Source organism: Rhizobium sp. SL42 (assembly GCF_021729845.1).
Lineage (GTDB): Bacteria > Pseudomonadota > Alphaproteobacteria > Rhizobiales > Rhizobiaceae > Allorhizobium.
Genome location: NZ_CP063397.1, coordinates 1006729 through 1025686, shown reverse-complemented (window position 1 = coordinate 1025686; position 18958 = coordinate 1006729). Strand labels below are relative to the sequence as shown.

The window sequence follows — 18958 nt, the reverse complement described above, 5'->3', positions numbered from 1 at the left end:
ATCGCATGGAAAACGATCAAGCCGCCTTGGCGACGTGATATTCCTTGATCGCCACCATCTTGATCGCGGGAAACCGCTCCGACTCGTAGCGCAGCGAAAATGCATCCTGCGCCATGAAGACCGGATCGCCGTCCAGATCCCGGCAGATATCGCCGCGGCGCTGGGTCATGAACTTGTCGAGTTCGGCGGGCTGATCGGATGAAATCCAGCGGCAGACCGAAAAACGCGACATTTCGAACGAGACCGGCAGCGTATATTCACCCGACAGTCGTTCCTTCAGAACGTCGAGCTGCAGAGCGCCGACAACACCGACGATCGCCGGCGAGCCGTCTTCCGGGGAAAAGAGCTGCACGACGCCTTCTTCGGCCATCTGCTGCAGCGCTTCCTTGAGCTTCTTCGCCTTCATCGCATCCTCGAGGCGTACACGACGCAGGATTTCCGGCGAGAAGTTCGGAACGCCCTGAAAGACGAGGTTTTCGCCTTCGGTCAAGGTGTCCCCGATACGAAGCGTGCCGTGGTTCGGGATGCCGACCACGTCGCCGGCATAGGCCGTATCGGCCAACTGGCGCTGCGAAGCGAAGAAGAACTGCGGTGCCGTCAGGCCCATCTGCTTGCCGGTGCGGGCCAAACGCGCCTTCATGCCGCGCTCCAGCTTGCCGGAGCAGATGCGGGCAAAGGCGATGCGGTCGCGGTGGTTCGGATCCATATTGGCCTGAATCTTGAACACAAAAGCGGTCATCTTGTCTTCGGATGCATGAACCTTGCGGATATCGGCCACCTGGTCGCGCGGCGGCGGGGCAAAATCCCCCAGCGCGTTGATCAGGTCGCGCACGCCGAAATTCTTCAAAGCCGAGCCGAAGAAGACCGGTGTCATATGGCCCTCGAGGAAGGCCTGCTTGTCAAACGGGCGGCAGGCTTCGCGCGCCAGATCCAGCTCTTCGATAAAAGCTTCACGCTCGTTTTCCGGCAGCTGTTCGGCGACATTTGCCGGGCTGTTCACAGGCAGGCCTTCGACCTGCTTGTCGGAACCGCGGAAGGTGTTTTCCGCGAGATTGTAGGATCCGCTGAATGTCTTCGACCGGCCGACCGGCCAGGTGATCGGCGCTGTGTCGAGCGCCAGCTTTTCCTCGACTTCATCGAGGATTTCGAAGGGATCGCGGCTTTCGCGGTCCATCTTGTTGATGAAGGTGATGATCGGGATGTCGCGCATGCGGCAGACTTCGAACAGCTTCAGCGTGCGCGGCTCGATACCCTTGGCGGCATCGATAACCATGACCGCGGCGTCGACGGCCGTCAGCGTACGGTAGGTATCGTCAGCAAAGTCTTCGTGACCCGGCGTGTCGAGGATGTTGAAAACCTTGTCATTGTATTCGAAGGTCATCACCGAGGTCACGACCGAAATGCCGCGCTCGCGCTCGATCTTCATCCAGTCTGAACGGGTTTGGATACGATCCTTCTTGGCCTTGACCTCACCGGCGAGCTGGATCGCACCCCCGAAGAGCAGCAGCTTTTCGGTGAGCGTCGTCTTGCCGGCGTCCGGGTGAGCGATAATAGCGAAGGTGCGGCGGCGGGAGACCGCCTCTGCGAGCGTTTCGGCCATGTCGTGAATCCTGTGGAATTGCGGGCTATCTAGCGATTAAAGGCCGGCATTGCAATTGACCTTGACCAAGTGAGGGCAAAGTAATGGCTAATGACCATCCACACAGACATCACGCCGACCCTGAACCTGGTCCGGCTGCAGCATGGGCACGGCCTTGACCTGCCCGCATACGAGACATCCGGTGCGGCCGGCATGGACCTGCGCGCCGCCGTCGATACCGACCAACCGCTGGTGCTTGCCCCCGGCAAGAGGGCCCTTGTGCCGACGGGCTTCATCTTCGAGATCCCGCAAGGGTTCGAAGCACAGATCCGCCCGCGTTCCGGCCTTGCCTTCAAGAACGGCATCACCTGCCTCAACACACCCGGCACGATCGACAGCGACTATCGCGGCGAGGTGAAGGTCTTGCTGATCAATCTCGGCGACGAAGACTTTGCCATCACACGCGACATGCGCATTGCCCAGATGGTGATTGCTCCGGTCACCCAGGCGCGGGTTGCCGAAGTGACCGTGACGTCTGAAACCGTGCGCGGCGCCGGCGGCTTCGGCTCGACCGGCGTGTGAGGGCCGCCCCAGATCTGTTGACCTGACCTAACCGACGATCGGCGGCAGACGGCGCTTCAGGGGCGTCGACTTGACCATGGACGTATTGGTCTGGGCCTTTTCGATGATGCGATCATGAACGCGGTCGAGATCGGCCATGCTGCGCACCGCGACCCGGCAGATGAAGCAGTCGTCGCCCGTGACCTTGTCGCATTCGATGATTTCCGGCGTCTCCAGAATGATTTTCTCGACGATATACAGCATGCCCGGCAGCGGACGGACGCGCACGATCGCCTGCAACGGATAGCCCAGCGCCTCCAGCGCAACCTCGGCCGCATAGCCCTGTAGAACCCCACGATCCTCGAGACGACGCAACCGCTCCGAACATGCCGGCGATGAAAGGCCGGCCCGTGCCGCAAGTTCCTTCAAAGACAGGCGCGCATCGGCGGCCAATGCCTCGACAATGCTGCGGTCGACGCTGTCGAGCAGCTGAACAAGATGCATATTCATCGCCATTTCTCCTCACATTATTTCGACGATTCCATCGTACACCTAATTTCCAGAAAGCAAATCGCCAGAAAAGACGGATAGAATCCGCACATCACCGGAGGCGACCATGAACCCTATCATCAAGCGCGGCATCATCGACATGACCATTGCCATGGTCACATCCGGCACAATCGGCTGGTTCGTCATGCAATCAGGCCAGACACCCTATAATGTGGTTTTCTTTCGCTGCCTGATCGGCGCTCCGATACTGGCCCTGCTCTGCCACCGATTCGGCGCCTTTTCGGATCCCGCCTTCAATCTGAAGCGGTTTGCCATGGCGGTCGCGGGCGGCATTGCGCTGGTCCTGAACTGGCTCGCCTTGTTTTCAGCCTATCCGCTCGCGTCCATTTCGGTGACGACCATCGTCTACAATGTCCAGCCCTTCATGCTGGTCGGCCTCGGCATGGTTTTCCTCCGAGAGCGCGTCAGCGGCGCCAAACTCGGCTGGATGGGGCTGGCCTTTGCCGGCATGCTGGCCATGACGCTGACGGGGGAGCCCATCGGCGGCGTCACGCCGGATGGCTATCTGATCGGCATCCTGCTCTCCCTGCTTGCGGCGTTCTGCTATGCGATCGCGGCTTTCGTCACCAAACATCTGAAGGGGACGTCGCCCTATCTGATCGCACTGATCCAGGTCACCACCGGTATCGTCATGCTATTGCCGCTCGCCGATTTCGACCGGCTACCGGCCTCGCCGCAAAACTGGATGATGGTCGCGATCATCGGTGTCGTGCATACGGGCGCAATGTATGCCTTCCTCTACTCCGCAATCCAGAAACTGCCGGTGGTCCTGACAGGGACCCTGTCCTTCCTCTATCCCGTCGTCGCGATCGCGGTCGACATGCTGGCCTATGGCCACGTGCTGACGCCCGGGCAGGCCGCAGGTGGTGCGGCAATCCTGCTTGCCGCCGTCGCAACGACGCTGAACCTGTCACCCACGACATTCGTCCCGTTCAAAAGAAAGGCCTGAACTCCATGATAACCTGCAGCCTGCGCTACGTGATCGATCCCTACAAGCTGGCCGAGTTCGAACACTATGCAGCACTCTGGATCCCGCTGGTCAACCGGCTGGGGGGCACTCATCACGGCTATTTCCTGCCGCATGAAGGGGCGAACAATATCGCGCTGGCATTGTTCAGCTTCCCCTCGCTCGCCGACTACGAGGTCTACCGCCAGCAGATGGCGGCGGATGCCGAATGTCAGGCGGCATTTGCCTATGCGGAGGAAACTCGCTGCATCATAAGCTACGAACGCAGCTTCATGCGGCCGATGTTCTGAGCGTCAGCGCTGCGCTTCGGTCGCCATCCTGACTGCAAGCGCGGTGAGCACCGTGCCCATCAACCAGCGCTGGACGACCATCCAGAACGGCCGGCCAGCGAGAAAAACAGCAATCGAGCCGGCCATCAACGCGATCATCGCGTTGACCGAAACGCTGATCACGATCTGGGTCGCGCCGAGGGCGACCGACTGGAGAAACACGCTGCCACGCGCCGGATCGAGAAATTGCGGCAGCAGGGACAAATACAGCACCGCGACCTTCGGGTTGAGCAGGCTGGTCACAAGCCCCATGGCGAACAGGCGGCGCGGACTGTCCTTCGGCAGGTCGCGCACCTGGAAGGGCGAACGTCCGCCCGGGCGGACGGCCTGCCATGCCATCCAGACGAGATAGGCAGCGCCCGTGAACTTCAGCACATCATAAGCGAAGGGAATAGCCATCAGCAGGACGGTAATACCGAGCGCCGACATCAGCATGTAGAACAGAAATCCCAAGGCAACACCCCCGAGGGAGACGAGACCGGCTGCCGGTCCCTGGCAGATCGAGCGCGAGACCAGATAGATCATGTTCGGACCCGGCGTCAGCACCATGCCAAGGCAGATCAGCGCGAAGGCAAGAAGGGTCGGCAGGGTCGGCATGATGCGGCTCCGAAATGATCGTTCGTTGTCTTAGGCCTGGTCGCGCGGCGACTGCAACGACGTATCGTGTCACCATTGCAAGTCAGGTATTGTGGCACAATAGCCATTCGTCCTTGAATGGAGGCAGATCTGCCGGAGCGGGCTTCCGTTTGGGCAGGTGCAATCGGCCAGCACGGCCACCTGGCTCGGCTGCGACAAGTCGAGGCCGGTCGACTACCGCCTCCGCCTGAGCCATCGGACCGGTTCCGGTAAAAATGAATGGCTCCGGTGGTCGGGATCCTATATCTGAACCCGCCGGCCTCGTCCTCGCGATCAATTTCTCGAATTCGTTCGCGCGGAAACCGCCCATATCCGGAGGACTGCGAATGACGCTGACGACCGTACTTGCCTATTGCGGCGCACTTTTCATAGCTGCAGCCATTCCGGGACCCGGCATGACGGCGATTGTCGCACGCGCCCTCGGCTCGGGCTTCCGCCCGACCTTCTTCATGGGACTGGGCTTGATCCTCGGCGATCTTGTCTATCTGACTGCGGTCATTCTCGGCCTCGCCCTGGTCGCCAAGACCTTTGCCACCGCGTTTCTGGTCATCAAGTTCGCCGGCGCCATGTATCTGATCTTCATTGCCTGGAAGCTCTGGACTGCCGGCCTGCTGCCGCAATCGATCGAGGCTCAACGCTCGACACATGCCGGACTTTCCTTCCTGTCCGGACTTCTGGTAACCCTCGGAAACCCGAAAACCATGCTGTTCTACATCGCGCTGGTGCCGACGCTGCTCCCCCTCGAGGCGATCGGCATGGCAGACTACGCGCTGCTGGTCGGATTGACATTCGCCGTGCTGATGGCAGTTCTCATTCCGTATATCCTGCTCGCGTCACAGGCCCGCACTCTGCTGAAGCGACCATCGGCGCTGAAAACGCTCAATCGCTCGGCGGCAGGCATCCTTGCCGGGACGGCGGCCTATATCGCCACGCGCGGCGCCTGACACAGAGATGTCGCAACGGCAGCAAAAGCGACTGCTTTTTTCTCCGCACTGACCACGACATGAACTGGAGGTTCTGGCGGCGCATGCCGTTTGGGCCTATCCTCGCCGCCAACAAAACGCATAGCAGGGAGAGATACATGACCAATGTCAGGAAACCGGGCCGCGGCCGCGTCTACAACTCGATTACCGATACGATCGGCGACACACCGATCGTCCGGCTCGACAAGCTGGCACGGGAAAAGGGCGTGAAGGCCAACCTTCTGGGCAAGCTCGAATTTTTCAACCCGATCGCCTCCGTCAAGGATCGCATCGGGGTCGCAATGATCGAAAGCCTGGAAGCGCAGGGCAAAATTGCCCCCGGCAAGACAACCCTGATCGAACCGACATCCGGCAATACCGGCATTGCGCTGGCCTTTGCCGCAGCCGCCAAGGGCTATCGGCTCATCCTGACCATGCCCGAGACCATGTCGATCGAACGCCGCAAGATGCTGGCATTGCTCGGCGCCGAACTGGTGCTGACCGAGGGATCGAAGGGCATGAAGGGCGCCATCGCCAAGGCGCAGGAACTGGCGGAGACAACGCCCGCTTCGGTCATTCCACAGCAGTTCGAAAATCCGGCCAATCCGGAAATCCACCGCAAGACGACGGCTGAGGAAATCTGGAACGACACCGACGGTGCCATCGACATCCTTGTATCCGGCATCGGTACCGGCGGCACGATCACCGGCGCCGGCCAGGTGCTGAAGGCAAAGAAGCCGAGCGTGACTGTCGTCGCCGTCGAACCGGCCGACAGTCCGGTGCTGTCCGGCGGCGCACCCGGTCCGCACAAGATCCAGGGCATCGGGGCCGGTTTCGCCCCCGCCATCCTCGACACCAAGATCTATGACGAAATCATCACCGTCACCAATGACGAGTCCTTCGAGACTGCCCGTCTTGTCGCCCGTCTCGAAGGTGTTCCGGTCGGCATCTCCTCCGGCGCTGCATTGGCCGCTGCGATCAAGGTCGGCAGCCGCGATGAAAATGCCGGCAAGACGATCGTGGTGATCATCCCCTCTTTCGCCGAACGTTATCTCTCCACAGCGCTGTTTGCCGGCCTCGGCGAATGATGCCGACCTGATGTCTCTGCGCCTCTGGCAGGCGCCGAGACAAACACCCGTCACCACTGCCCGTCTATGCCGCCGCCGGCGATGCCAGTCGCTCCGACGCGATGCGATAGGAAATCGCCTCGGCGAGATGAATACGGCCGAGCATGGTTGCACCATCGAGATCGGCCAGCGTGCGTGCCACCTTCAACACCCGATGATAGCCACGGGCAGAAAATCGGAACTTGTCGGCCGCATCCCGCAACAATTGCAGGGCGGCCGGATCCGGTTCGGCCAATGTCTCAATCAAGGCTGTCGAGCAACGGGCGTTGGTGCAGGTCGGCAGGCCGAGATCGCTGAAACGCTGCCGCTGGCGATCCCTTGCTGCGGCGACACGTTTTGCGACATCGGCACTGCTCTCGGCCGGACGCGGGCGAATGAGGTCGGTGGCAGCCACGGCCGGCACGTCGATGCGGATATCGATGCGATCCATCAGCGGACCGGAGATCCGGCCCTGGTAGTCGCTCTGACAGCGCGGCCCACGGGCGCAACTGTGTCCGGGTTCGCCGGCCATGCCGCAGCGGCACGGGTTCATCGCCGCAACGAGCTGGAAATCCGACGGATAGGTTACCCGGTGATTGGCGCGCGCGATGATGCACTCGCCGGTCTCCAGCGGCTGGCGCAGGGCATCGAGGACCGGCGGCGCAAATTCCGGCAGTTCGTCCAGAAAGAGCACGCCATGATGGGCAAGCGAGGCCTCCCCGGGACGGGCGCGCATCCCGCCGCCGACCAGTGCCGCCATGGTGGCGGAATGATGCGGTGTGCGGAACGGACGGCGATCCGACAGCTTGCCCCCCGAAAGCTGGCCGGCAATCGAATGGATCATCGAGACCTCAAGCAGTTCTGCAGCCGACAGCGGTGGCAGGATCGAGGGAAGGCGCGCCGCCAGCATCGACTTTCCCGACCCTGGCGGACCAACCATCAGCACGTTATGTACAAAGGACCCCTACCCTCCGTTTTTAGAACATGGTATGCGCCTGACATGCACAAGCCTGATACCCCAAGACCCAAAGCCTACAGCTACATACGGTTCTCCACACCCGAACAGGAGCGAGGTGATAGCCTCAGACGTCAGACGGAGGCAGCGGCAAGATACGCTGCTTTGCATGGCCTGGAACTCGACGACAAACTGACTTTTCGCGATCTGGGGGTCTCAGCTTACACCGGTGCGAATGAGGAGACTGGCAGACTGGGCGAGTTCCTTGCAGCCGTTCACCACGGCGACATCGCGCGAGGCTCATCTCTGCTGGTAGAAAGTCTTGACCGCCTCAGCCGTCAAAAGCCTAGGAAGGCTGTAAAGGTTCTCGAGCGCATCTGTGAGGCGGGCATCGCAGTAGTCACACTGGATGATGGACGGGCCTACACAGAGGAGACGCTAGACGGCGATCCGATGGCATTGCTCGTCGCGTTGTTGGTCGCCTCTCGGGCTCACGAGGAAAGCGCGAAGAAAGCGCGAAGGCTCAGCGCGTCGTGGGACAACAAACGGAAGATTGCAACAGAACATAAAACGCCAATCACATCCGTTTGTCCGGGGTGGTTGAGGGTCAACACCACTCGTGATGGCTTTGAAATCATCCCCGAGCGAGCGGAATTGGTGCGTAGGATTTTCGATCAGACGCTCAAGGGTGTCGGACAGCACAGCCTCGCCCACGCACTTAATACAGAGGGCGTTTCAGTTTTTGGGCGCGGCAAGATGTGGCACCGCTCATACATCAATAAAATGCTCGCGGATGAAAATGTCATTGGAAGGTTCACTCCGCACCGAGTGGAGAGAGTGGACGGCAAGAAGGTCCGCATTCCGACGGAGACGATTGACGACTATTATCCTGCCGTCATCGAGCGCGAAGCATTTGAGCGTGTTGCTGCGATGATTGGCGGAAGGCCTCGATCAAGCCGAGCGCCAATCGCGAATGTCTTGGCGGGGATCGCCCGCTGTCCACTGTGCGATGCGACCATGACACGTGTGAACAAGGGCGCAGGACCCAAACAAGGCAAGCCTTATCTAGTTTGCACACGAGCGAAGGTGGGCGCGGGTTGTGATTACAAGCAGGTGCGGCTGGAGGATATCGAGCACGCTATCTCTTATCATGTCGAAGAACTTTGGAGAGGGCTGCCCTCTCCGAACGCCGCGCTCCAAGCGCAGTGGGAAGAGTTGCTTCTGCAGCAGGATGTGTTGTCTGATGAGATCGACAGGCTTGTCGAAGCCGTGGCACTATCAGGTCAGTCGAGAGCATTACTGGACCGACTTCACAATACGGAAGTTCAGCGCGACGAGATCAGCGCGCAGCTGGAGAAGATAGAGGACCAGATAGCTGATAGCCTCACGAACCGTGTGCAGGATACTGTCCGAGATCTAGTTACAAGAGTGCAGGAAGAGAACGCGGAACCGGCTAGGATCAACGCCATCTTGCGACAGCTGTTCACCAAGGTCGTGGTGGATTATCGCGACGGGCAACTGGGCTTCCAGTGGAGACATGCCGAGGATGAATGGACAGACATTGTCTACGCCATGCCTCTTATGATCGCATGATCTGCCGTCTACCAAATGCCGACTTCAGTTGTAGGCTCCTGAAGCCAGTTTGAACTGGTATCTAATTACCCCTCCCTTAAGGAAGAACAGGCGATTGGTACCAGCAGGTTGCCGTCGAAGGCTCTCCAATTACCCCCCACTTAGGGAAAAGAACCCCGGTCCATCCGTCCCCGACATCCAGGAGATGGGCTACTCCTCTGGGGTTCCTGCTGCCCCCCTCGGTCGGTCCTCACTGCTCCAGTTCGCTGGCGCTCGGGGGCTGCCGGGGGAGCTTTTTTGACGGTTAGCCCCCCTTCGACAAGTGGGTGATCACAAGCCCACTTAACCGTCAGTGACCGACAGCGGCCCGTAAGCTGCTCTCTCACGACTCGCCCTTCTCGTCCCCCTCCAGTCCTTGTCCCTCGCTGCACCGCCCGCACCTTCCATGTTCGTGAAGGTCCATGGTGGTCGCTGGCGTGTGCGCGTGTGTCCATTTCACAGGCCCCGGCAGCGGACGGGAGGGGCGGGTTCTGAGAGCGCAGGACGCTCTGAAACGCAACCAACCATGAGACCTTCACATGCATAACCCGATTAATACAAAACGCCCCATCCGCTTCTCCGAAGACGGCCTGACAGTCTTCGTCACCCTCAAATGCGGTTCCTCGGTCATGATCGACCGGGATGATTTCGACCGTCTCGTGACTGAAGGCCTGTCCCTGAATTGGTCCCTCAGCGGCGACGGTCACGGAAACTACTATGTCTGCCTTGCTCACCCGCGCTTGAGAAACATCGTCCCGGTCGCCCGTGAGATCATGCGGGCAGGACGAGGACAGGTCATCCGCTACCGCAGCCGTGATCGCCTCGACCTCCGCAAGCCCAACCTTTTGAGGTGCCAGGGCCCAGCAAAGAGGTCGCTCCGTGGCTGACTTTACAGCGTGGATCGCTGCCCAGAGAGAAGCCGCGATTGCCCGTGGGGGGAAACCCCTGCGGAACATTCCGCGTGGAAATCGTGATCCGTTCCCCCGCGCTTCCAATCGAAAGCGTGGCGAGATTATCAATCCTGTCACGGGTGAGATCGTCACAGGCTGCTTGACCATCTCGAAACTCTCGGACCAACTAGGTCTGTCGTCCCAGAAGGTGACCAACGCGCTGGAGCAGATCGGAGCCGTGGTCCGTGCCCTGACGACCAAGGACGTCCCGATGATCTGCGCACCGGAGGTGACCAAGCCCCGGTACGAGCGCGTTCCTCAGGCAACCCGTGAGGGGTTGGAGGGTGGCCTCGTTGTCCCAATCACCTTCGACCACGGGGGCCGGAAGACTCAATGCGTCCTCATCACGCCGGAAGGACAGGCTGCTGTCTGGGCTGCTCTAAAGGACGAGGTGAAGACCAGTGGTCCAAGGCCCAGGAAGGTGGAGACGAAGACTCAGGTCATTCGTGAGCTCCTGGCTGCTGGTCATTCCCAAGGCTCGGTAGTGAGGCAGACGGGATGGCCGAAGCAGACGGTCTCACGACTGGTCAAGACGATGGAGCAGAGGACGGGATGAGAGTCCCATTTTCTCTTCCATACCCATAGTTAGACTAGCAAACGACACCTGGAGCGAGAATAAAGTTGGGCTTCGAGGAGGGCATGAGGATCGACCATCCATGTTCATTCCCTCCTCAATCCATCGTCACGTCCAGTCTCTGGGTTCTCAGGTCTTACGACCTTCGAAAACCCTGACCAGAAAGAGCGTTACCACACACCTGATATTTCGACCATGCCCTTCATCACCGGGGACAACGACCATGGAGAAGATGGTGATGATCATTGCGACCACGACCGACAAGACCAATCGTCGGCGATAATAATCATCTGGTCTTCCATCCACCGATAACTGAGGATTTTGCACGCTGACCATTCAAATTAAGCTCAGAGACTATGGATCGATCCTTGGTCTGTTCCATCGTGGTCGTGATGAACCTCTGGGTGATCATCAACGTGTGTGATGGAGCTGAAGAAGATGAACATCATCGACGGGGTCTGCATTCCTTTCCCGTGCAAAATCGATCTATACCCACCCCGGAATGTTCTTCAGAAAATTGTCTGAGCCCAAGATCATATATCAGGATTGGCGAGTCCCCCCCGTCCCCTGCGTTCGCAGATTTGAGCTCAGGCTTCTCCAATGATCCTGTCGAGGACGGTCCTCATCCCTTCGGGTTCGAGACCCATATCCCGCATCCGTGCAAGCATAAGGTTTCTGAGCACGTTGTAACCGGCCCCACCTCCATGCTTGTCTGCGATCCTTTTCAGGATGGCGCGCCCCCGAAACGTTTTCTTCCAGTTGCCATTAGCGAGGTCGTCCTCGTACTCCTGCTTCCTCTTGTTCGCGATCACCTCCAACTCGGCAAGAGACAGCGATCCATTGTGAAGAGCGGATAGTCGGGCCAACGAGTTTTGCAGTGCGGCTGAAACATCTGCGGCTACGCTCATGCTGTTCGCATTAACGCGCAGATTCAGCGCCTGGACACATTGATCGTTGGCCTCAGACTGGACTTTATGCACAACCAGTTGTGACAGTGTATCTTTTGCGGCGGCGTATAAAAAGTTTTCGGCGTCAGCTTCTAAAACGATTGCACCTGGGCCTTTCAGCTCGGCAAGCACTTTGGCGAGGACCCTCGCTTCGAGTAAGTAGTTTTCGATGTGATAGCGATCCCAACTGAGTTCATTTGCTCCGACGATCCCCGGATGATCGGCATCAGCATCAGTTACAGCGTAAACCTTCACATGGATCGCTCCGCTCTGGGTCATTCGCTCTAATGCGTCGTAGAGGCCCTTAACTCTGTTCTTGTTCGTGCCCGAAATGCAGTTCACCTGCGCAGCGAACTTGGGGAAAAGTTCCGCCGTCATCCTCACGTCGAACTCCGAGTCCTCCGATCCCTCAAATACAACTAGCTTCGCACCCGGCTTGTACGCTGCAAGATCTCCGACCAAATCGACAACTGCAGCTTCAAACTCTTTCGCGGCCGCAATAGGTTTCGCTTGGTTTTCGCCCTCTGCACGAAATGCGCTCGGTGCCATGTGAAAGACGGAATAGTCTGAGTTACCAACGCTTTCGCGGAGCATCGCATCCGAGTGCGTTATGAGCCATACCTGGTTATCTTGAGACACTGCCAAGTGTCGGTTGTAAAAGTCAGGCAGTCGGCGGGCAAGCCCCGGATTGAGGTGGAGTTCTGGCTCATCGAGCAGGATGATCGAGTGCTTCGGTGCAGAGTTTCGCAGCCTAAGGTATCCGTACAATATCTCCTTCTCGCCGCTGCTCAATTCATCGAGATCGTGCTCCTCCCGGCCTCCGACCTTAACTGGAAACACCAATCCGCCGTCAGCTGTCGGACGAGGCCCCAGAAATTCCTTATCTGGAAAGAACGTTTGAAATAGCTCCTGAAGGGTCTGCGTGACACTCTCGTTCTCAGTAAATGTAGCTCCTGCTTGCTTTGCAAGTGCCTCACGAACGTATAATGCCGCCATTTCGCTCTTCACGTTTGAGTACTTTGCGTTGTAATTGTAAATGCTGCTCTGTTTTCTTTGCTCTTTTATAGCGTTTAGATCGACGTTGATGTTAGCAAGATGCTCCCTGCCAAATAATCGGTGCGGTCCATGGTAGTCTATTAATCCGATTTTTCCCGGATAGAAGACGCTGAAGGCGATCTCCAATAGCTTGCTGTTTTCGAAGGTAGGAGCTGAGCCGGGCGTCATATTCATGACCGCCTTCGCATAATTTTGCTCAAGCTGCTCGATAACCATTGCGCTTTCTTCCTGCGCACGCTTTTGAACTTCCTCGTTCTGTGCCCGGAATTGTGCAGCTAGTGGCGCGGCTAGGAGGTTCGACCAACCAATCTCTGGAGCAACCTGTCGCCAAATAGATTGTGTGACCAATTCCAGCAGATTATCACGAATGAAGCCCTTTTCCGCATCATCCAGCTCGATTTGAACCTCCAAATGCATCGGCTTCGACTTATCGTTCAGCAGCCTTTCGAAGCTCTTTGGATCAGCAGAGAAGTTAATTTGAAACTCGCCGAACCAGTGATGATACTCGTTCTGCTGGTATCCTCCATAAACGCTTTTAAGTAATCTAAACGCGTCCAATATGCATGATTTCCCCGACCCGTTCGCCCCCGCGATAACAACTAAAGACTTCAGGTCCGACAGTTGGGCGTTTCTGATGCCACGGAAGTTGGCAATGTTGACATACCTAATCTTCATGCTGATCAGCTCCTCAGGCCAGATGCATTGAGTATTGCACGAGCATGATCACTTCATCTCAACTTTTTTGATACGATCCCCGACTGTGGCCTCGATGAAAATGCGCCGAACTGTGCGATCATGGCCAACTTGATATGATATCCGGCGAGCACCTGAGGTATCCAATGATTGTCCGATAGGGCATGCCTCAGCGGACATCTGAATATTGCACTAGTTTTTGTCCGTTAGGGTTGACGTGAGGCTTTCGGTCAGTCATCCATGTGTACATCATCCTATCGGACATGGAGTAGCTCATGGCAACGTTCCTTTACACCCGCGTCTCGACCAGCGAGCAGTCCGTCGATCACCAGCGAGCACACGCTGAAAATGCTGGCTTCACCTTCGACCACGTCATTGCAGATCATGGTGTATCTGGTGTCTCGGTGCTGATGGAGGATCGACCGGAAGGGAAGCGGCTCTTCGACATGCTCCGGGCCGGTGATGTGCTGGTCGTGCGCTGGGTGGATCGCCTGGGCAGAAACTATGCTGACGTGACAGACACCATCCGTGAGTTCATCCGCCGGGGCGTTATCATCCGGACCATCATCAACAACATGACCTTCGACGGATCGACCACAGACCCCGTCCAGATGGCCGTCAGAGACTCGCTGATCGCCTTCATGGCTGCGACAGCACAGGCACAAGTCGAAGCCACCAAGGAAGCTCAGCGGGTCGCTATTGCCCAACTGAAAGCCAAAGATGACGGCAGCTACAAAGGCCGCAAGCCGAGCTACACCCGCGATCAGTTCTCTCAGGTCGTGGACATGGACAGCAAGGGTGCTTCGGTGTCGGAGATCGCCAAGACCACTGGGCTGTCACGTCAGACTGTCTACCGGATCAAAGAGGACACAGTAGCGACTGAAAAAGCGTTAGCTCTTTGGGGGCTGTGACCGGAGGGACGATAATGTGTTTTCGAGGATTGACCAATTTACTGCTCGATCCCAGCAACCTATAGCCTGTATCAGGGCACAAGGATTCACGGTAGGCATGTACATATCCATTACTTTCCCGGTTGCAGACTTCCGCCACTTTCACCCTAGCCAGGCCGGGAGGCTTGGGGTGCCAGCGTGGGGAAGCTCTGATCCTCGTGCAAAATTCGCGAGAGGCTTTGGTGCTATTCACACGCGAACCAAATCCGGTGATGGATTTCTCGGCGAGAATTATTATGCCGACTGCCAAAACTTCATTCGCTATCCGGAGCTAAAATTCGTTGAGCCCCTATCTCAACGGCAACGCCGCGTTTTGACTTATCCGATATATCGCAGATTCTTTTTTGATGGCCTTTTCTCTGGGCGATTTGAGCTTGGCTTCCGCCTCAATGAAGAGAGCATCTGGGAAATTGAAGCGATATCGAAGTACCGGGGCGAAGAGGTTCTGTACGACATCGCTGCCATCGCCAAGCAGATGCTCCAATCCACGCTTTCGCTTCACTTGCTAGATGAGCGCGTCCAAACCTCTGCAGTTTTGAAGGCGCCGAACCATCTGCGTGATGGCTATCTGCTAAGCAGCACAAAGACTGGCGCGCTAAGCGAATACGATCTAACTACAGTCGGATCAAGATATGTGGGCGTAGGCACACCGTTTCTGGTTGTAAGGGTTGGGAACGAAACGCCTCTAGTGCAGCAGAAGCGGGCGCGCACGCTGCTCGATGACAACGGAGTACAAGCGTTCACCATATCTTCCGGGGCAACGCAGCAAGGCTTCGACACATTCGTTATCAACTCTCCGAATTCTCTAAATGAAGAAAGCCCAAAAGAGCGGTTAGTCCGCCTGTTTTACACACAAATTCGAACCATCCTTTTCGCCCATAGCTATTATCTAGATGGTTACGACAAAGGAACATTTCCGAAGTTCATCAAAATCCACGACGCCGTTTCAGCATTGGTAACGAGACTTGAGTCACTGCCGCCGATTGAGGACGACAAAAATGATGCCGAGACCTGTAGGATCATGTCCGACATCCTGAAGAAATCAGACGTCGACATTACCATGCTGACAGGCGAAATTACCAAACATCTAAAGCCGAGTTGGCTTCAAAGGAAGGCGAGAGCGTTCTTCAAAATTATGGATAGGAAGAGCGATGTGGCCATTGAAGCCGCAGCTACAGCCGCCACCCAGAGGCTTCTAGGCGGCAACTGAATATATTGGGCAGCACCGAATGCTTAGCCCGTCTATTTCGTTGGGAATTTTCCCTCACCCATCCAATAGCCGTTTACTGAACGGTTGGCAACCAAGCTCAGGTTTTTCGCCTCTTTGGGGCCAGATCGCCAAAATGAGACCTTAGCGTTCTTCAATCAACTCAACATCGCTGACCTTAGGAATTACAGTCGCTGGATATAGACTGAGGGCCCATGCTGCTTCAGAAATCGTCACATGCCCCGCTTCCACAAGCTTTGCTGGGTCTTGGATGATTTCTATCGTGGCTTTGCCGTGCATCGCATTCGTGACTACATATACGTGGTAGCTGGCACCATACTTGACTGCCGCTTGCCACTCGTTTGCGGTCACAATCAGGCCGGAGACAGCGCTCCCAACGCTGGACTTCACTTCGATGAAGATTTTCTCCCCGGCTTGATTCATAGAGGTTATGTCCCAACCAGGTGTCTCGCCTTCACGTGCCAGCCAACGAACCTCGTTTACATCGAGCCCCCACGACGCCAATTTTTCACGCTCATAGTTGAAAACGATATCTTCTCCACGATCGCCAACCTTTTTAGATACCTTAGATCGTCGAGTATCGCGCTTTCCGCCGGCACCTTTCCGTTTCTCAATCGCCTCGCGAACGGCGAATGGCTTGACCTCTGGAGCGGTTTGCTGCTCAGGTTCAACCACCGCCTCAAAGAGCTGTTGGAGATCGGGCAGAAGTGGATGCCGCACCAAGTGACGATACAGTTCCAGCATATAGGCGTAGTCAGCGATCAGCTCGCCATCCCCTGGCAAGTCATTCAGATCGTACTCGATCGCGGCAATATTCGATTGCTCGTAGTCTGCGTGAAGGCGGTCACCTTTCTTAGCAGAAAGATCCAGAGCATCCAGGAAAACTGGCCGAGGATATTTAAGCAGAGCTTGCAGATGTCGAGCAGATTCGCGAAGCTTCCTGTGACGCTCGGACAACTTAAAGTACCCGAATTGGGTAGTGCCGAATGCGAGAGACAAATACAATCTCTGCATATCAACAGAAAATAGATATACTACATAAAATCCCTCAGTTGCATGTTTTGTTATTGCAGGGTCAAATGTAGCTATCCATGGCGCTTTTGTGATATTCCCGGCGCCAGTACTTCCTTTGAATATCAAAGATCTTCCAGATTTTACACTGGAACTCAGGATTTCTGGGAAAATTTCAACAACGAGCTTATAGACCTCATTGTCCTTCGCAGTTTTGATTTTTTCTCGATAGCCGTCCCAGTTATGGCGGACACTTAAAATTGTTTCTCTCAGGGTCACAAGGCGCCTCCATTTTCGGACACGCATAACATGTATCTCTATGTCAATTGTTAACGCTGGGATGTAGGCGCGCTGAAGTCTTGCGACTGGATAATGGAGTTGCGAAAGTCAGCGACAGATGAACTACAAAAGCTAAATATGGGCATCGCGACACTGCCATGGATAGGGTCTTTTGTTCATGACAGAAGAAGGTTGTGGCCTCCGGCAGCTGCCACTTCCAGCGCCCGCTTGGCGCTTTCCTGGCCCTTGATATCGGCGAGGTCCGGCAGATTGGCGGGCAGGCTGCGGATCGCAGGTTCCGGCCGGGTCAGGATCTGGTTGCCGCGAAAATGATTGGCAAGCGCGATCAGGCTGCGCGGCGCCAGGATATCAATTTCGCTGCCGGCCCAGGCGGCCTCTCCGCCGCTTTCGGACGGGCAGATCAATCCCTTTCCAAGTGCATTGGCGCTGATCGCCGCCGGCAGGGCGCCGGCAATCGGCGCAATCGTCCCATCGAGATTGAGTTCGCCTATGACGAGATAGCCGGACAGCGCATCACCCGGGATCGCGCCCAGCGCCGCCATAAGTCCAAGCGCAATGGGCAGGTCGAAGTGCGAGCCTTCCTTTGGCAAATCGGCGGGCGCCAGATTGACCGTCACCCTCTTCGGCGGCAGGGCAAGACCCGAGGCATGCAGGGCGGCCTGCACCCGCTCCCTGCTTTCGGCAACGGCCTTGTCCGGAAGGCCGACAATCTGCATGCCCATCTTTCCAGGCGCCACCATCACCTGAACATCGACGGGCACGCCTTCTATGCCATGAAATGCAACCGTACTGACACGCGCCACCATTGCCCGCCCTCACTGTTCCGACTGATTGCCTGCCAGCACAACCACAACTTCATGCTGCGTGTATCGACGGGAACAATCTCGCATAAGAGGTAGCAAAAGACAAGAACATTTGCGGAACATGCGCTCGCATTGGTAGGCGTGCGGTTGCATCCGGTTGAGTGACAAGAACGAAGAATGAACTACCGGCGCGATTCCAGAGACTTATGCCCGCTTCTTCTCGATGGCGTCCCACAGCAGCGCGGCGATATCCGCACCCCCGAAACGCTTGACCTCGCGAATGCCGGTCGGCGACGTGACGTTGATCTCCGTCATGTAGTCGCCGATCACATCGATGCCGACCAGGAGGAAACCGCGCTCGCGCAAGGCGGGACCGATGCGCGCGCAGATCTCCCGCTCGCGGGCCGTGAGCTCGGTCGGCTCGGGCTTGCCGCCGGCATGCATGTTGGAGCGGGCGTCATGTTCGGCCGGAACGCGGTTGATCGCGCCGGCCGGCTCGCCATCGACGAGAATGATGCGCTTGTCACCCTTGCGCACCGCCGGCAGGTAGCCCTGGGCGATGAAGGGCTCGCGGAACATCTGGCCGAACATTTCCATCAGCGAGGAGAAATTGCGGTCGTCGCGGGTCGAGTGGAATACGCCGGCACCGCCATTGCCGTAGAGCGGCTTCAGGATGATATCGCCCATCTCGGCACGGAAGCGGGCAATCTCGTCCGGATCACGGGTGATCAGGGTTGGCGGCATCAGGTCGGCGAATTCGGTGACGAAGATCTTTTCCGGCGAATTGCGCACCCAGGCAGGATCGTTCACCACCAGCGTCTTCGGATGCAGCCGCTCGAGAAGATGAGTCGAGGTGATGTAGGCCATGTCGAAGGGCGGATCCTGGCGCAGCAGGATGACGTCCATGGTCGAAAGATCGACGCGTTCCCGCTCGCCGAGGCTGAAATGGTCGCCCTTGACGTCGCGCAGTTCCATCGGCTCGACGGCGGCGAAAATCTTGCCGTCGCGCATGCTGAGACGATCCGGTGTATAGTGGAACAGCTTGTAGCCGCGGGCCTGAGCCTCGAGGCTCATGGCGAAGGTCGAGTCGCCGGCGATCCCTATCCCCGAAACATGGTCCATCTGAACCGCGACATTGGTGATTTTCGCCATGACTGCATCCCCGTTGAA

At 57.4% G+C, this 18958-nt stretch carries 16 protein-coding genes and 2 pseudogenes; 10 read left to right on the top strand and 8 right to left on the bottom strand.

Annotated elements, in window-relative coordinates; all coding sequences use genetic code 11:
* Nucleotides 1-16: 16 nt before the first annotated feature.
* A complete protein-coding gene (locus tag IM739_RS04735; RefSeq protein ID WP_237370065.1) occupies nucleotides 17-1600 on the bottom strand; it encodes a peptide chain release factor 3 in 1584 nt (527 codons plus the stop codon).
* Between the two features lie 90 nt (nucleotides 1601-1690).
* Between IM739_RS04735 and dut the strand changes: the two genes are divergently transcribed.
* Nucleotides 1691-2161 carry a dUTP diphosphatase gene (gene dut, locus IM739_RS04730; RefSeq protein ID WP_237370064.1) on the top strand — a complete coding sequence of 157 codons (471 nt, stop codon included), beginning with the start codon at nucleotides 1691-1693 and terminating at the stop codon, nucleotides 2159-2161.
* A gap of 27 nt (nucleotides 2162-2188) precedes the next feature.
* Here dut and IM739_RS04725 read toward each other — a convergent pair whose 3' ends face one another.
* The gene (locus IM739_RS04725) at nucleotides 2189-2650 is read right to left on the bottom strand and encodes an Lrp/AsnC family transcriptional regulator (RefSeq protein ID WP_442981092.1); all 462 of its coding nucleotides are present in this window, start codon (nucleotides 2648-2650) and stop codon (nucleotides 2189-2191) included.
* Nucleotides 2651-2756: 106 nt separating this feature from the next.
* Here IM739_RS04725 and IM739_RS04720 point away from each other — a divergent pair, with 106 nt between their 5' ends.
* A complete protein-coding gene (locus tag IM739_RS04720) occupies nucleotides 2757-3659 on the top strand; it encodes a DMT family transporter (protein ID WP_237370062.1) in 903 nt (300 codons plus the stop codon).
* Between the two features lie 5 nt (nucleotides 3660-3664).
* Nucleotides 3665-3967, top strand: coding sequence for an NIPSNAP family protein (locus tag IM739_RS04715; protein ID WP_237370061.1), 303 nt, complete (start codon nucleotides 3665-3667; stop codon nucleotides 3965-3967).
* A 3-nt stretch (nucleotides 3968-3970) separates the two neighbouring features.
* On the opposite strand, the gene IM739_RS04710 is transcribed toward IM739_RS04715, so the two are convergent.
* A complete protein-coding gene (locus tag IM739_RS04710) occupies nucleotides 3971-4603 on the bottom strand; it encodes a LysE family translocator (protein ID WP_237370060.1) in 633 nt (210 codons plus the stop codon).
* A gap of 365 nt (nucleotides 4604-4968) precedes the next feature.
* On the opposite strand from IM739_RS04710, the gene IM739_RS04705 reads away from it, so the two are divergent.
* Both IM739_RS04705 and cysK read left to right on the top strand, forming a co-directional pair.
* Nucleotides 4969-5586, top strand: a complete 618-nt coding sequence (locus IM739_RS04705; protein WP_237370059.1) for a LysE family translocator — start codon at nucleotides 4969-4971, stop codon at nucleotides 5584-5586.
* A 137-nt stretch (nucleotides 5587-5723) separates the two neighbouring features.
* A complete protein-coding gene (cysK, locus tag IM739_RS04700; protein WP_237370058.1) occupies nucleotides 5724-6692 on the top strand; it encodes a cysteine synthase A in 969 nt (322 codons plus the stop codon).
* Nucleotides 6693-6756: 64 nt separating this feature from the next.
* Here cysK and IM739_RS04695 read toward each other — a convergent pair.
* Nucleotides 6757-7662: pseudogene (locus IM739_RS04695) on the bottom strand (YifB family Mg chelatase-like AAA ATPase); the annotation flags it as partial.
* Nucleotides 7663-7710: 48 nt separating this feature from the next.
* Between IM739_RS04695 and IM739_RS04690 the strand changes: the two are divergent.
* From IM739_RS04690 to IM739_RS04680, 3 genes are all read left to right on the top strand, one after another.
* Nucleotides 7711-9258, top strand: coding sequence for a recombinase family protein (locus IM739_RS04690; protein ID WP_237370057.1), 1548 nt, complete (start codon nucleotides 7711-7713; stop codon nucleotides 9256-9258).
* Between the two features lie 557 nt (nucleotides 9259-9815).
* A complete protein-coding gene (locus IM739_RS04685; RefSeq protein WP_237370056.1) occupies nucleotides 9816-10163 on the top strand; it encodes a hypothetical protein in 348 nt (115 codons plus the stop codon).
* Nucleotides 10156-10782, top strand: coding sequence for a hypothetical protein (locus IM739_RS04680; RefSeq protein ID WP_237370055.1), 627 nt, complete (start codon nucleotides 10156-10158; stop codon nucleotides 10780-10782). Before IM739_RS04685 ends, IM739_RS04680 begins: the two co-directional genes overlap by 8 nt.
* A 605-nt stretch (nucleotides 10783-11387) precedes the next feature.
* Here IM739_RS04680 and IM739_RS04675 read toward each other — a convergent pair.
* A complete protein-coding gene (locus IM739_RS04675) occupies nucleotides 11388-13478 on the bottom strand; it encodes an AAA family ATPase (RefSeq protein ID WP_237370054.1) in 2091 nt (696 codons plus the stop codon).
* A 293-nt stretch (nucleotides 13479-13771) separates the two neighbouring features.
* Between IM739_RS04675 and IM739_RS04670 the strand changes: the two genes are divergently transcribed.
* Complete coding sequence (locus IM739_RS04670; RefSeq protein WP_237370053.1) at nucleotides 13772-14407, top strand: recombinase family protein; 636 nt, start codon at nucleotides 13772-13774, stop codon at nucleotides 14405-14407.
* A gap of 97 nt (nucleotides 14408-14504) precedes the next feature.
* Entirely contained in the window at nucleotides 14505-15656 is a 1152-nt protein-coding gene (locus IM739_RS04665; RefSeq protein WP_237370052.1) for a hypothetical protein, read from the top strand.
* Between the two features lie 141 nt (nucleotides 15657-15797).
* On the opposite strand, the gene IM739_RS04660 is transcribed toward IM739_RS04665, so the two are convergent.
* The 3 genes and pseudogenes from IM739_RS04660 to gshB all read right to left on the bottom strand — a co-directional run bounded on the left by IM739_RS04660 (nucleotide 15798) and on the right by gshB (nucleotide 18940).
* Nucleotides 15798-16964 carry an MrcB family domain-containing protein gene (locus tag IM739_RS04660; protein ID WP_237370051.1) on the bottom strand — a complete coding sequence of 389 codons (1167 nt, stop codon included), beginning with the start codon at nucleotides 16962-16964 and terminating at the stop codon, nucleotides 15798-15800.
* Nucleotides 16965-17146: 182 nt separating this feature from the next.
* A pseudogene (locus IM739_RS04655) lies at nucleotides 17147-17791 on the bottom strand (magnesium chelatase domain-containing protein); the annotation flags it as partial.
* A 201-nt stretch (nucleotides 17792-17992) separates the two neighbouring features.
* Nucleotides 17993-18940, bottom strand: a complete 948-nt coding sequence (gene gshB, locus IM739_RS04650; RefSeq protein WP_237370050.1) for a glutathione synthase — start codon at nucleotides 18938-18940, stop codon at nucleotides 17993-17995.
* Between the last annotated feature and the right edge of the window lie 18 nt (nucleotides 18941-18958).

Excerpts from the sequence above, each read along its gene's own strand:
- IM739_RS04735 (WP_237370065.1), bottom strand. The coding sequence starts at position 1,600 with ATGGCCGAAACGCTCGCAGAGGCGGTCTCCCGCCGCCGCACCTTCGCT.
- dut (WP_237370064.1), top strand. The coding sequence starts at position 1,691 with ATGACCATCCACACAGACATCACGCCGACCCTGAACCTGGTCCGGCTG.
- IM739_RS04725 (WP_442981092.1), bottom strand. The coding sequence starts at position 2,650 with ATGAATATGCATCTTGTTCAGCTGCTCGACAGCGTCGACCGCAGCATT.
- IM739_RS04720 (WP_237370062.1), top strand. The coding sequence starts at position 2,757 with ATGAACCCTATCATCAAGCGCGGCATCATCGACATGACCATTGCCATG.
- IM739_RS04715 (WP_237370061.1), top strand. The coding sequence starts at position 3,665 with ATGATAACCTGCAGCCTGCGCTACGTGATCGATCCCTACAAGCTGGCC.
- IM739_RS04710 (WP_237370060.1), bottom strand. The coding sequence starts at position 4,603 with ATGCCGACCCTGCCGACCCTTCTTGCCTTCGCGCTGATCTGCCTTGGC.
- IM739_RS04705 (WP_237370059.1), top strand. The coding sequence starts at position 4,969 with ATGACGCTGACGACCGTACTTGCCTATTGCGGCGCACTTTTCATAGCT.
- cysK (WP_237370058.1), top strand. The coding sequence starts at position 5,724 with ATGACCAATGTCAGGAAACCGGGCCGCGGCCGCGTCTACAACTCGATT.
- IM739_RS04690 (WP_237370057.1), top strand. The coding sequence starts at position 7,711 with ATGCACAAGCCTGATACCCCAAGACCCAAAGCCTACAGCTACATACGG.
- IM739_RS04685 (WP_237370056.1), top strand. The coding sequence starts at position 9,816 with ATGCATAACCCGATTAATACAAAACGCCCCATCCGCTTCTCCGAAGAC.
- IM739_RS04675 (WP_237370054.1), bottom strand. The coding sequence starts at position 13,478 with ATGAAGATTAGGTATGTCAACATTGCCAACTTCCGTGGCATCAGAAAC.
- IM739_RS04670 (WP_237370053.1), top strand. The coding sequence starts at position 13,772 with ATGGCAACGTTCCTTTACACCCGCGTCTCGACCAGCGAGCAGTCCGTC.
- IM739_RS04665 (WP_237370052.1), top strand. The coding sequence starts at position 14,505 with ATGTACATATCCATTACTTTCCCGGTTGCAGACTTCCGCCACTTTCAC.
- gshB (WP_237370050.1), bottom strand. The coding sequence starts at position 18,940 with ATGGCGAAAATCACCAATGTCGCGGTTCAGATGGACCATGTTTCGGGG.